This window comes from Pseudomonas sp. MG-9 (assembly GCF_018729515.1).
Lineage (GTDB): Bacteria > Pseudomonadota > Gammaproteobacteria > Pseudomonadales > Pseudomonadaceae > Aquipseudomonas > Aquipseudomonas serboccidentalis.
On the sequence record NZ_JAHHZH010000002.1, the window covers coordinates 276,100 to 289,275 of the forward strand.

Consider the following 13,176-nt stretch of genomic DNA (forward strand, 5'->3'; position numbering starts at 1 on the left):
GTGATGTTCACTCAAGTGCCGCAGCCACTGGTTTATGCCGAAGCCTTGCTGGCGCAGTTCGCCAGCCTGTCGCGCGCGGCAGACGGTGCTGCGCTGCTGGGTGACTTCGTGCGCGGTCTGGCCGAGCTGAGCGGTTGCGAATTGACGCAGCTGTACCTGCTCGACGCCACCCACACCTGCCTGGGGATGAACGCTGAGTGCCTCGATGGCGCTCTGCAACCGCGCGCCGCGACCAGCCTGCCGGCGGATTACAACGGTGAGCAACTGCTGCAGTTCGCCCTGTGTCAGAACCGCGTGGTGTGCCTCGATGACTTGAGCGGCAGCCTGCACGAAACCAGTTTTCTGCCGGCTGCGGCGACGCCGTGGCAATCGCTGCTGTGTGTGCCGCTGGTCAATCAGCACAAAGCGGTCGAAGGCTTGTTGCTGTGTGCCAGTCGGCGGCGCATGGACCTGCAAGGCTTTGCCGATTCCCTCGGGCAGCTCGGTTCGTTCGTGCTCGGTCAACTGCACTTGCTGCAGCGCCTGCGTCAGCCACTGGCGGAAACGGCAACGGTTGCGCGCAGTGTGCCAAGCATCAGTGGTTATGGCCTGATCGGCAAAAGCGCGGCGATGCGTCAGACCCATTCGCTGATCAGCAAAGTCCTGCACAGCCCGTACACCGTGTTGCTGCGCGGCGAGACCGGCACCGGCAAGGAAGTCGTTGCCCGGGCGATCCACGATTGCGGCCCGCGACGCTCTCAGGCGTTCATCGTGCAGAACTGCGCGGCAGTCCCGGAAAACCTGCTGGAAAGCGAGCTGTTCGGCTATCGCAAAGGCGCCTTTACCGGTGCCGACCGCGACCGCGCGGGTCTGTTCGATGCGGCCAACGGTGGCACGCTGTTGCTCGACGAGATCGGCGACATGCCGCTGTCGTTGCAGGCGAAAATATTGCGTGTGTTGCAGGAAGGCGAGATCCGTCCGCTGGGTTCCAACGACACCCACAAGATCGACGTCCGCATCATCGCCGCGACGCACCGTGATCTGTCGACGCTGGTCAGCGAAGGCAAATTCCGCGAGGACCTGTATTACCGCCTCGCGCAATTTCCGATCGAGCTACCGGCCCTGCGTCAGCGCGAAGGCGACATCCTCGAACTGGCTCACCACTTCGCCGAGAAGACCTGCGCGTATTTGCAGCGTGATCCGGTGCGTTGGTCGAGTGCGGCGCTTGAACACCTGTCCGGTTACACCTTCCCCGGCAACGTGCGGGAACTCAAGGCGCTGGTCGAGCGTGCGGTGCTGTTGTGCGAGGGCGGCGAATTGCTCGCCGAACACTTTTCCCTGCGCATGGAGCCGATGCCCGAAGACCACAGCGGCCTGAATCTGCGCGAACGCCTGGAAAAGGTCGAACGCACATTGTTGCTCGATTGCCTGCGCAAGAACGACGGCAACCAGACCCTCGCCGCCCGCGAACTGGGCTTGCCGCGCCGCACGCTGCTGTACCGCCTCGGCCGCCTGAATATCAATCTGGGTGACTTCGATGGCTGATCTGAAATTGATCTCAGCGGCGAGCCGCATTCCTGTGGCCAATGATTTGCTCAGGGCTTGCAGATTACCTGTGGCGAGGGAGGTGCGTGCGCCTCGTTGGTCTGGCTCAAGGCCCCGATGTAGAGCCTTCGAGAACACCTCAAAAACTCATTTCAGCGCCGCCCGCAAGGGTCGGCGCTTTGTGCTTTGTCTACCCCTGGAGACCCTCTGATGTCTGTTCGTCACTGGCACGCTGTCCTGCTGACCCTCGTCGTTCTATGCGGCCTTGGCGGCTGTAGCGGCAATTACAAATTCAACGACAACGACTATCGCCCGTTGGGTGATCCGCAAGCGGTCAATCGCGGCAAGTGACCGCAAGGAGCATCAAACATGGAATTGGTTTTCGAAATGCTGAACACCAAGCAGTTCGTGCCCACCGAGTTGTGCCAGAAGACCTTCAAACAGGCTGGTGGCGTGATCGGGCGGGGCGAGGACTGCGACTGGATCATTCCTGACCGCAAGCGGCATCTGTCCAATCACCACGCGATTGTCAGCTACCGCGAAGGCACGTTTTTCCTGACCGACACCAGCAGCAACGGCGTCCAGGATGGCGACAGCGGCGCGCGCCTGCACAAGGGCGAACCGGTGCGCATCGAGCACGGCAGCACCTACGTGCTCGGCGACTTCGAGATTCGCGCGCGACTGGTGCGTGACCCGGCGACCTTCGACGGTGAAGTCGGCCGTCCGCGTGCCGCCGGCAGCATCATTCCGGACGACGCCTTTCTCGACCTTGATCCGTTGAACGCGATCGAACAGCAAGAGCGCGTCTATTCGGAAATCGACGAGCTGTTGGCTCCGACGGCCAAGCCCGAGGATTCCCGTCAGCGCGCCGACTATGCACGCATCGACATGGAAAGCCTGATGGTGCCGGAGCTGATTACCCCGGTTGAACCCGAGCCAGCTCCGGCCCCGAAAGCCGTCGAGCGTCAGAGCGAAGGGTTCTGGGAGCACTTCGGCGCGGCGCTGGGCGTTGATGTCAAAGGCCTCGATCACGACGCCCGCGAAGCGCTGGCGCTGAACGCCGCGCGTCTGCTGCGGCAGAGCATCGGTGGATTGCAGCAGAGCCTGCGCACCCGTTCGGAGCTGAAAAACGAACTGCGTCTGGCCCAGACCACCGTGCAAGGCACCAACAAGAACCCGCTGAAATTCGCCGTCGATCCGAGCGAAGCGCTGGAGATTCTGTTGCAGCCGCACAAGCCCGGTCATCTGCCGGCCGATCAAGCGGTCTCTCGTGCGTTCCGCGATCTGCAGGCGCACCAGGTGGCCTTGCTCACCGCCAGCCGCGCCGCCGTGCGCGGCACGCTGGAGCACTTCTCGCCGGAACAGCTGACCCTGCGTTTCGAGCGCGACAACAAGCCGTTGATCGCCACATCGGGCGGGCGCTGGAGAGCGTTCGGCCGTTATCACCAGGCACTGCGTCAGGACGATGACTGGAGCGAGCGACTGCTGGCCCGCGATTTCGCCCAGGCCTACGAAGAACAGATCCGCCTGATCTCCACCCTACACACCGACCACCAAGGATGATGCGCATGTCTCGCCGTTCGACCGCTTTTTTCAAGACGCTGACTGCGCTCACCGTGCTGGTGCTGCTCGCCGGTTGCTCGTCGCTGTCGCCGTACTCGAAAGTGACCAAGATCAACCTGAAGCTGACCGGCAGCGATCAGCTCAACCCGGACCTCAACGGCCGTCCTTCGCCGATCGTGGTGCGCCTGTTCGAACTCAAGCACCCGGTGACCTTCGAGAACGCTGATTTCTTCAGCCTCTACGAGCGCGCCAAGGAATCCCTCAACCCGGATCTGGTGGCCAGCGAAGAACTCGAACTGCGCCCGGGTGAAACCGTGGAAATGAAACTCAGCGTGGAGGAGGGCAGCCGTTACGTCGGCGTTCTCGCTGCGTACCGTGATCTGCCGGAAACCAAGTGGCGCTACACCGTGCAGGTCACGCCGCTGGAGCTGACCGAGGCCGATCTGACCCTGGATCAGGCCGGTATCCGCAACACCCATGAAGCGCTCGCCAAGGCGGATGACTGAACATGAATACCCACAAAGTCATTTGGCAGGAAGGCATGTTGCTGCGTCCGCAGCACTTCCAGCACAACGATCGCTATTACGATCACCAGATGAAAACCCGCACCCAATTGTTGGGTGGCTACACCTGGGGTTTCCTCAATCTGGAGATCGACCTGCAGTTCCTCAACATGGGCAAACTGGTGATCAGTGCCGCCTCGGGGATCCTGCCGGACGGCAGCCTGTTCGAACTCGGCGGCAACACCGAGCCGCTGGCGCTGGACGTACCGCCGAACACCGGCAACACGCCGATTTACCTGGCGCTGCCGTTGGTCACCGGTAACCACATTGAAGCGCGCCGTCCGGAGCAGTCCGACGTGCTGGCGCGTTACACCGCGTACGACGCCGAAGTGGCCGACTCCAACGCCGGCGACGATTCCGCCAGCCAGGTCAGCTGTGGCCGCCCGGACTTCAAACTGTTGCTCGGCGAGCAGCAGAGCGATCAGGCCTACGTGAAGCTGAAGATCTGCGACGTGCTCGACACCACGCCCGACGGCGTGATCAGCCTCGATCCGGATTTCGTGCCGACCTACATCCAGGCCCACGCGTCCAGCTATCTGCTGTCGTGCCTCAAAGAAGTCATCAGCATGCTCAACCACCGGGGCGACACGATTGCCGAGCGGATTCGCTCCAACGGCAAGGTCGGCGGCGCGGAAGTCGGCGACTTCATGATGCTGCAACTGATCAACCGCACCGAACTGCTGCTGCGCCACTACCTCGGTCTGGAGCAGGTGCACCCGGAAGAGTTGTACCGCACGCTGCTGACCATGCTCGGCGATCTGGCGACCTTCTCCAGCGACAGCAAGCGCCCGCGCCTGGACAGCCGTTATTCCCACGCCGATCAGGGCGCGAGCTTCCGCAAACTGATGGAAGCGATTCGTCAGGTGCTGTCGATGGTGCTCGAACAGCACGCCATCGAACTGATCCTGCAAGCGCGTCAGTACGGCATCATCGTGTCGCCGTTGCACGACCACAAACTGCTGGGCTCGGCTTCGTTCGTGCTGGCGGCGAGTGCCAACTGCGACTCCGAAGAACTGCGCCACCGCTTGCCGGCGCACCTCAAGGTCGGCCCGGTGGAGCGTATCCGCCAACTGGTCAACCTGCACCTGCCGGGGATCAAGGTCAAACCGTTGCCGGTGGCCCCGCGGCAGATCGCGTTCCACTCGAACAAAACCTACTTCATCCTCGAACTCAGTTCCGAAGACCTGGCGCAACTCGAGCGCTCCGGCGGCTTCGCGTTCCACGTGTCCGGCGAATTTGCCGAGCTTGAACTGAAATTCTGGGCCATCAGGAACTGACCGCCATGATCAAGGAAACGGATTACAACCAGGACGACAAAACCGTCCTGCTCGATCGTCAGGGCCACGGACCGGCAGCGAGTCCGCTGACCGACTTCGCCGCGCCGCCGCGCTTCGAGCAACTGGAAGAACGGATGATCTACGCCGCGCGCCTGCGCCCGGCGGAGGCCTTCAACATCAGCCTCAATTCGCTGGTGGCGGCGTCCTCCGAACTGCTCTCGGAAGTGGTGCGTCTCAAGCACAGCGAAACCCGCGAAGACCTCTACGCGCTCAACGAGCGCCTGACCGCCGGGCTCAAGCTGTTTGAAGTGCGCGCCCTGCACAACGGCGCCGAAAGCAGCCAGGTGATGGCCGCCCGTTACGTGCTCTGCACCGTGGTCGACGAAGCCGTCGTGACCACGCCGTGGGGCAACGAAAGCGAATGGTCGCAGATGAGCCTGCTCAGCAGCTTCCACAACGAAACTTTCGGTGGCGAGAAGTTCTTCCAGCTGCTCGATCGCCTGTCGAAGAACCCGGTCAAGCACCTGCCGATGCTCGAGCTGATGTACCTGTGCCTGTCCCTCGGTTTCGAGGGCAAGTACCGCGTGCAAGCGCGTGGCATGCTCGAACTCGAAGGCATCCGCGACGCTCTGTACCGGCAGATCCGTCAGTTGCGTGGCGACGTGCCGCGCGAGTTGTCGCCGCACTGGGAAGGCCTCAACGACCAGCGCCGCAACCTGGTGCGCATCGTGCCGGCGTGGATGGTGGTGCTGTTCACTTTCGTGTGCCTGGTGGTGATGTATTCGGGCTTCGCCTGGGTCCTGGGCGAGCAGCGCGACACCGTTCTGCATCCTTATCAGCCGCTTGATCCGGCCGCGGTCCAACCGCAGTCGCAGCCGTAACAGGGACGTGTGATGAAAAAGTTTTTCAAGAAAGTCGGCGCCTTCCTGCGCCAGACCTGGGTCTGGACCCTGCTGCTGGTGCTGTTCGTGGCACTGCTGGTGTGGTTCGTCGGCCCGTTGTTGGCGGTGGATGACTACAAGTTCTGGGAAAGCGCGACCTCGCGTCTGCTGACCATCAGCGTGCTGTTCCTGATCTGGGGCCTGACCATGGTCTTCGTCAGCTGGCGCGCGGGCATCCGCAAGAAAGCCGTCGAAGAAACCGAAGACGGCCAGGATCGCATCCGTCGTGACGAGATGATCGAAGAAGAGCAGAAAGAGTTGAAGGCGCGCTTCAAGGACGCGCTGAAAACCCTGAAGACCTCGAGCCTGTATCGTGGCCGCAGCGAACGCTGGCGCAACGACTTGCCGTGGTACCTGCTGATCGGTCCGCAGGCGTCCGGCAAGACCAGCCTGCTGGACTTCTCCGGCCTGGAATTCCCGATCAACAAGATCGACCGCAAGTTGACCCGCGACACCCTCGGCACCCGTCATTGCGACTGGTACTTCGCCGACCACGGTGTGCTGATCGACACCGCCGGGCGCTACACCACGCAGCCGGACGCGGAAGTCGACGGCAGTGCCTGGACCACCTTGCTCGAGCTGTTGCGCAAGCGTCGTCGCGGGCGTCCGTTGAACGGCGTGCTGGTGACCATTCCGGTGGAAACCCTCATCGGTGGCAGCGAGCAGGACATCGACACCCTGGCACGCCAGGTGCGCGGTCGTCTGCAAGACGTCTATCAGAAGCTGCACGTCGATGTGCCGGTGTATCTGGTGCTGAGCAAGGCGGACAAGCTGCTCGGTTTCGACGAGTTCTTCGATCAACTGACCCGCGAAGAAAGCGATCAGGTGCTGGGGACCAGTTTCCGCAAGGATCAGGTCGGCACCGACGTGGCTGTATTGCGCGGCGAGTTCGAAGAGCTGCTGCGTCGCCTGAACAATCAGGTGATCATGCGCATGCACTCCGAGCGCGATACCCAGCGCCGTGGCCGCATCCTCGACTTCCCGCATCAACTGGGGCAGATCGGCGAGCGCCTGTGCCTGTTCGTCGACATGGCATTCACCGGCAACCGTTACCAGCGTGCAACGCTGTTGCGTGGTTTCTACCTGACCAGTGCCCCGCACCTGACTCAGGAAATGGACGCGACCGCCGCCGGCATCGGCGCCAGCCTGGGCATGAGCGCCGGCGTGCTGCCGACCCTGCGCAGTGGCCGTTCGCGCTTCATCCATCATCTGTTCAGCCGGGTGATCTTCCCCGAATCGGATCTGGCCGGCCTCGACAAGCGCGAGCGCAGCCGCATCCATTGGGGTCAGCGTGCGTTGTACATTGGCGCACTGGCGGCACTGGCCCTGTTCGGCATGCTCTGGGCCGGTGGTTTCTCGGCCAACTATGAGCGTCTGGAAAACCTGCGCACACTGGCGCAGAACTGGACTCAGCAGCGTTCGGCACTGACCCCGCGCGATGATGCGATGGGCGTGCTGAAAACCCTCGACACCAGCTACGCCGCGACTCAGGTGTTCCCGAAGAAAGGCGACGTCTCGTACCACGAGCGTGGCGGTCTGTATCAGGGCGAAGACGTCAATCCGGTGGTCAAGCAAGCCTACGAGCATGAGCTTGAAGCGCAACTGCTGCCACGGGTCGCGACGATGCTCGAAGGGCAGATCCGCGCCAACATGAAGGACCGCGAAAAGCTGCTCAACAGCCTGCGTGCGTACCTGATGTTGAACATGAAAGACCGTCGTGACGCGGCGTGGCTCAAGGACTGGGTCGCCACTGACTGGTCGCAGCGCTACACCGGCAACACCGCGGTGCAGAACGGTCTGAACACCCACCTCGAACGCCTGCTGAAGCAGCCGTTCATCTACCCGCTGGACGATCAGCTGGTGACTCAGGCACGTCAGGTTCTGCGCGCCGAATCGCTGGCCACCGTGGTCTACCGCATGCTCCGCGAGCAGGCGCGCAACCTGCCGGAATACCGTTTCAGCCAACACCTCGGCCCACAGGGCTCGCTGTTCATCGGCACCGAATACGTGATCCCGGGGTTCTATACCCAGCAGGGTTATCAGCAGTACTTCTCGGTGCAGGGTTCGGCGCTGGTCACCGACATCCTGCGTGACAACTGGGTGCTGGGCGAAGGCGCGGGCATCAGCGACATGGACTTGCGTCGCCTGATGGTCGAGCTGGAGCAACTGTACTTCCGCGACTACGCCAACTACTGGAGCGAAGCCGTTGGCCAGGTGGCCTTGCCACCGATCAGCGACGCCGGTGAAGGCGCCGAGCAACTGGCGGGCCTGACTTCGGCCAACTCGCCGGTACTGGCATTGCTCACTGAAGTGCGCGAGAACACGCGCTTTCCGGCTGCTGCCGATCCAGTGGATGAAGCCGGTGATGCTGCCGATGCACTGGCAGGGCAGAAGGGCAAACTGGGCAAGGTCGGCAAACTGGCCTCGGCTGTCGCCGACAAGGCTTCGGCCATGAACGTGGCGAAGAACCTGCCGGACACCGCGAAGAAGTCGCTGCAACGCCGCTTCGAACCGCTGCACCGTTTGCTCGATGACAACAACGGCCCGGCCGCTGACCTGACTCCAGCCCTCAGTGCGCTCAACGACCTGCAACTGCAACTGTCCGGTCTGGCCCGTTCCAGCACGCCGGAACAAGCCGCGTTCGAACTGGCGAAAACCCGCATGAGCGGCCAGCGTGATGCGCTGACCAACCTGCGTGCGGCCTCGGGTCGCCTGCCACGTCCACTGAGCGTGTGGTTCAACGTACTGGCCGAAGACTCGTGGCGTCTGGTGCTCAACGATGCCTACCAATACCTGAACGGCCGTTATCAGAACGAGCTGTACAGCGTGTATGGCAAAACCATCAGCAAGCGTTATCCGTTCAGCGCCAGCAGCACCAGCGACGTGGCGATCAGCGATTTCCGCGAGTTCTTCCGGGCTCAAGGCACCGTCGACCGTTTCTTCGACAGCTACATGCGTCCGTTCGTCAGCGGTGATCCGGGCAACTACCGGATGCGCAGCGTCGACGGCCACAGCCTGCCGGTATCGAAGATGTACCTGGACCAGATGGCCGCAGCCCTGACGATTCGCCAGAGCTTCTTCTCGATCAACCCGGCCGAGCCGACCGTGCAGTTCAAACTGGAGCCGTACACCCTCGACCCGGCCGTCAGCCGTTCCGAGTTCAAGTTCGGCGACAAGACCATGGAATACCGCCACGGTCCGATCCTGCCGATGACGTTCAAGTGGCCAACCGATGCGGAGGACGGTCGCACCAGCCTGGTGATGGACAAGATGGCGGGGCGTCCGATCGGCATCGAGAAGAACTCCGGCCCATGGTCGCTGTTCCGTCTGTTCGACCTGATGCAGACCGAGTACCTGACCGGTCGCGACGTGCTGGTGCTCAAAGCCGACGTGGGTGGCCTGCGCGCCAACTACCTGCTGACCAGTCAGCGCACGCCGAACCCATTTGACATGGGCGTGCTGCGCACCTTCCGTATGCCGGTGCAGCTCTGATGCTGGTGGCCAGTTCCTGGCGCAGCGCGGCGCGTACCGACCCGGGCAAGGTGCGGGCGCGCAACGAAGATGCCTTCCTCGACTCGCCACAGCAGGGGCTGTGGGTGGTCGCGGACGGCATGGGCGGTCATCAGGGGGGCGACATCGCCAGCCAGTTGATCGTCGCCAGCCTGGCTGAACTGCCGCAACACGAGGACTTCGACGAACGCCTCAAAGCCATCCGCCAGTGCCTGCACTGGCTGAACCGGCGTTTGGGGCAGGAGTTGACGGTCACCGCCGGGCGTCACGACAGCATCATGGGCAGCACCGTCGTGGCGCTGCTGGTGGAAGGCAATCGCGCGGCCTGCATCTGGGCCGGCGACAGCCGTTGCTACATGTGGCGTGGGCAGCGGCTGTATCAGCTGTCCAAGGACCATTCGCTGCAACAGCAACTGATCGACGAGCAACAAATGAGCGTCGAACAGGCCGCAGCGCATCCGGCAGCTCAGGCCTTGACCCGAGCCGTCGGCGCGGCTGAACAACTGACCCTGGATGTCCTCGAACTCGAGGTCTATCCGGGCGATGCGTTCCTGTTGTGCAGCGATGGTTTGTACCAGGGCCTGAGCAGCGATGCCCTCGGCAACGCCCTCAGCCTGAGTGCGCCGCACGTGGCGCTGGAACGTTTGTTCGACGGTGCCCTGCGTGGCGCCGCCCGGGACAACCTGACTGCCGTGGTGATCCGCCAATGAGTGAAATCGAATCGTCAGTCGATGACTTGTTGATGAGCGAAGAACAGGCCAACAACCTGACTTACTTCGCCTTCGCCAAGCCTGATAAAGCCGAGCCTTTGCTGGCGCCAACCAAGGCCAGCATCGGTGCACTGCCGGACGTACTCGCCGGCCGCTACCACCTCGAGCGCCTGCTCGGGGCGGGCGGCATGGGTGCCGTCTACCGGGCGCGGGACCTGCTGCATGAGCAGTTCGGCGATCCCGATCCTTACATTGCGCTGAAAATCCTCAGCGAAGAATTTGCCGAATCGCCGGACGCCAGTGCCTTGCTCTACAGCGAGTTCGCCCTGACCCGACGCCTGCGCCACGACAACGTCGTGCGCGCACACACCTTTGAAGTCGACACCGATTGCCAGCGGGCCTTCATCACCATGGAATACATGCGTGGCCTGACCCTGGACAAATTGCTCTGCGAGCGGCCCCTCGGCCTGCCGTGGAAAGAAACGCGCGACATCGTCCTGCCGCTGCTCGATACGCTGGCCTACGCCCACCGTCGCGGCGTGCTACACGGTGACATGAAACCGAGCAACGTCATGCTCAGCGAAGACGGCTTGCGCCTCTTCGACTTCGGTCTCGGCCAGGCAGACGAGGGCGTATTGCCCGGCCTGCCACACCTGAGCCGCGAACGTTTCAACGCCTGGACCCCGGGCTACGCCGCCCCCGAACTGCTTGAGGGCCAACCGCTGTCGGCCAGCGCGGACGTGTACGGCGTGGCCTGCGTGATCTATGAACTGGCGAGCGGCAAACACCCGTTCCGCCGCTTGCCCTCGACCCAGGCTCGCGACGAGCGCCTGGAGCGCGAGCTGCAAGCCCCGGCGAACCTGCCAAAACACGGCTGGCCAGCGCTAAAAACCGCGCTGAGCTTCAATGCGGCAGAACGCACCATCACTGCCGATCAATTGCGTGACGCCTTGGGCGCCACTTCGTCCTGGCTGCAACGGTTGCGACTTCGGGCGTAACGGACGACATTCGAACAGGGAGCACTTTATGTTCAACCCAGCTAACGAAACCCACTTCAGCCTCAAGGTCGAAGACTACGTGGGCGACCTGCAAGTGCTGTCGTTCACCGGCACCGAAGGCATCAGCCAGCCGTTTCGTTTCGACCTCGAACTGGTCAGCGAAAACCCCGATCTGGACCTGGAAAAGCTCCTGCACAAGCAGGCGTTTCTGGCGTTCGACCCACAAGGCTCCGGCATTCACGGCCAGATCTACCGCGTCGCCCAGGGCGATGCCGGCAAGCGTCTGACCCGCTACAAGGTCTCGCTGGTGCCGCAACTGCAATACCTGCATCACCGCACCAACCAGCGTATCTACCAGCAGATGTCGGCACCGAAAATCATCGCGCTGATCCTCGATGAACACGGGATCAAGGGCAACGCCTACAGCTTCCAGCTCAGCCAGCCGTGCCCGGATCGCGATTACTGCGTGCAGTACGATGAAACCGACCTGCACTTCGTCCAGCGCCTGTGCGAGGAGGAGGGCATTCACTACCACTTCCAGCACAGCGACAAGGGCCATCTGCTGGTGTTCGGCGACGACCAGACCGTGTTCCAGAAACTCGGTCAGCCGACCGCCTACGTGCAAGGCAGCGGCATGGTCGCCGAAGAACCGGTGATCAAAGGCTTCAAACTGCGCCTGGAAACCCGCACCAGCCGCACCACGCGCCGCGATTACGACTTCGAAAAACCGCGCCTGCAAATGGAAGCGGCGTACAAACCTGAAGGCGAGAGCACCGAGCCAGATCTGGAAGACTACGACTACCCGGGCCGCTTCATCGACCGCGCGCGTGGCAAGTTCCTCAGCCAGCGCGCCCTCGAACGCCACCGCGCCGACTACCGCCAGGCCGAAGGTCGTGGCGATCAGACCAAACTGGTCAGCGGCCACTTCATGGAAATGTCCGACCACCCGCGCAGCGAGTGGAACGACCTGTGGCTGCTCACCGAAATCCTCCACGAAGGCAAGCAACCGCAAGTCCTCGAAGAAGGTGTGACCAGCGACACCACCGACAACAAGGACGACTTCCACCAGGGCTACCGCAACACCTTCCTCGCCACCCCGTGGGACGTGTTCTACCGCCCGGCCCTCGAACACCCGAAACCACGCGTGCTCGGCAGCCAGACCGCCATGGTCACCGGCCCCAAAGGCGAAGAAATCCACTGCGACCAATACGGCCGCATCAAAGTGCAATTCCACTGGGACCGCGAAGGCCAGGCCGACGACAAAACCAGCTGCTGGCTACGCGTATCCAGCTCCTGGGCCGGCGACCGCTACGGCGCCATCAGCATCCCGCGCATCGGCATGGAAGTCCTCGTCACCTTCCTCGAAGGCGACCCCGACCAACCGCTGGTGACCGGCTGCCTGTACCACAAGGAAAACCCGGTGCCGTACGCCTTGCCGGCGAACAAGACTCGCAGCGTGTTCAAAACGCTTAGCTCACCGGCTGGCGGTGGGTATAACGAACTGCGCATTGAAGACAAGAAAGGTGCGGAGCAGATCTACATCCACGCCCAGCGCGATTGGGATGAGAACGTTGAGCATGACCAGAAGATTCGGGTCGGGAATGAACGTCACGACACGGTGGTGAAGAACACCTACACCGAGCTGAAGGCTGAAGAGCACCGCACCACCATCAGTGATCGCAAGATTGAAGCGAAGCTGGATGATCACCTCACGGTAGGGCAGAACCAACACGTCAAACTCGGTACGGCGCAGCTCACCAGCGTGGGGAAAGAGATTCACCTCAAGGCTGGGGACAAGATTGTTATTGAGGCGGGGACGGAGCTGACCATTCTTGGGGGTGGGAGCTTTATCAAGCTTGATGGCGGTGGGGTGACGGTGGTTGGGCCGGTGGTGAAGATTAATGCTGGCGGTTCGGCTGGGTCGGGGACCGGGATCGGGATTAAACCGCCGGTGCTGCCGGGGGCGGCGGATAAGGATAAGGCGGGGAGTTTGATGGATCAGGCGTTGTTGAATGCGTCTGAGGAAAAGATCAAACGCAAACCGAAACGCATGCTCAATTTCTCCGGGTAAGACATCGACGGCAATCCAA

10 protein-coding genes are annotated in these 13,176 nt (G+C 62.4%); all 10 read left to right on the plus strand.

The window, feature by feature from the left end:
* The first annotated feature begins 3 nt into the window (after positions 1–3).
* The 10 genes from KKQ10_RS05895 (at position 4) to KKQ10_RS05940 (ending at position 13,157) form a co-directional block, all read left to right on the plus strand.
* Complete coding sequence (locus KKQ10_RS05895) at positions 4–1,524, plus strand: sigma-54 interaction domain-containing protein (RefSeq protein WP_127648118.1); 1,521 nt, start codon at positions 4–6, stop codon at positions 1,522–1,524.
* Positions 1,525–1,734: 210 nt separating this feature from the next.
* Positions 1,735–1,875, plus strand: coding sequence for a hypothetical protein (locus KKQ10_RS05900; protein WP_003229566.1), 141 nt, complete (start codon positions 1,735–1,737; stop codon positions 1,873–1,875).
* Between the two features lie 18 nt (positions 1,876–1,893).
* A complete protein-coding gene (tagH, locus tag KKQ10_RS05905) occupies positions 1,894–3,087 on the plus strand; it encodes a type VI secretion system-associated FHA domain protein TagH (protein ID WP_215500529.1) in 1,194 nt (397 codons plus the stop codon).
* A 5-nt stretch (positions 3,088–3,092) separates the two neighbouring features.
* Positions 3,093–3,593: a type VI secretion system lipoprotein TssJ gene (gene tssJ / locus KKQ10_RS05910; protein ID WP_007962325.1), complete on the plus strand. Its 501-nt coding sequence runs from the start codon at positions 3,093–3,095 to the stop codon at positions 3,591–3,593.
* Between the two features lie 2 nt (positions 3,594–3,595).
* On the plus strand, positions 3,596–4,927 hold the full coding sequence (tssK, locus tag KKQ10_RS05915; protein WP_007962327.1) for a type VI secretion system baseplate subunit TssK: 1,332 nt from the start codon (positions 3,596–3,598) through the stop codon (positions 4,925–4,927).
* 5 nt (positions 4,928–4,932) lie between these two features.
* A complete protein-coding gene (icmH, locus tag KKQ10_RS05920; RefSeq protein ID WP_127648115.1) occupies positions 4,933–5,808 on the plus strand; it encodes a type IVB secretion system protein IcmH/DotU in 876 nt (291 codons plus the stop codon).
* A gap of 12 nt (positions 5,809–5,820) precedes the next feature.
* Complete coding sequence (tssM, locus tag KKQ10_RS05925; RefSeq protein ID WP_215500530.1) at positions 5,821–9,360, plus strand: type VI secretion system membrane subunit TssM; 3,540 nt, start codon at positions 5,821–5,823, stop codon at positions 9,358–9,360.
* On the plus strand, positions 9,360–10,088 hold the full coding sequence (locus KKQ10_RS05930) for a PP2C family protein-serine/threonine phosphatase (protein WP_150370047.1): 729 nt from the start codon (positions 9,360–9,362) through the stop codon (positions 10,086–10,088). Before tssM ends, KKQ10_RS05930 begins: the two co-directional genes overlap by 1 nt.
* Positions 10,085–11,086 carry a serine/threonine-protein kinase gene (locus KKQ10_RS05935; RefSeq protein ID WP_127648113.1) on the plus strand — a complete coding sequence of 334 codons (1,002 nt, stop codon included), beginning with the start codon at positions 10,085–10,087 and terminating at the stop codon, positions 11,084–11,086. The genes KKQ10_RS05930 and KKQ10_RS05935 overlap by 4 nt, the downstream gene beginning before the upstream one ends.
* A gap of 28 nt (positions 11,087–11,114) precedes the next feature.
* The gene (locus KKQ10_RS05940; protein ID WP_215500531.1) at positions 11,115–13,157 is read left to right on the plus strand and encodes a type VI secretion system Vgr family protein; all 2,043 of its coding nucleotides are present in this window, start codon (positions 11,115–11,117) and stop codon (positions 13,155–13,157) included.
* Positions 13,158–13,176: the final 19 nt, after the last annotated feature.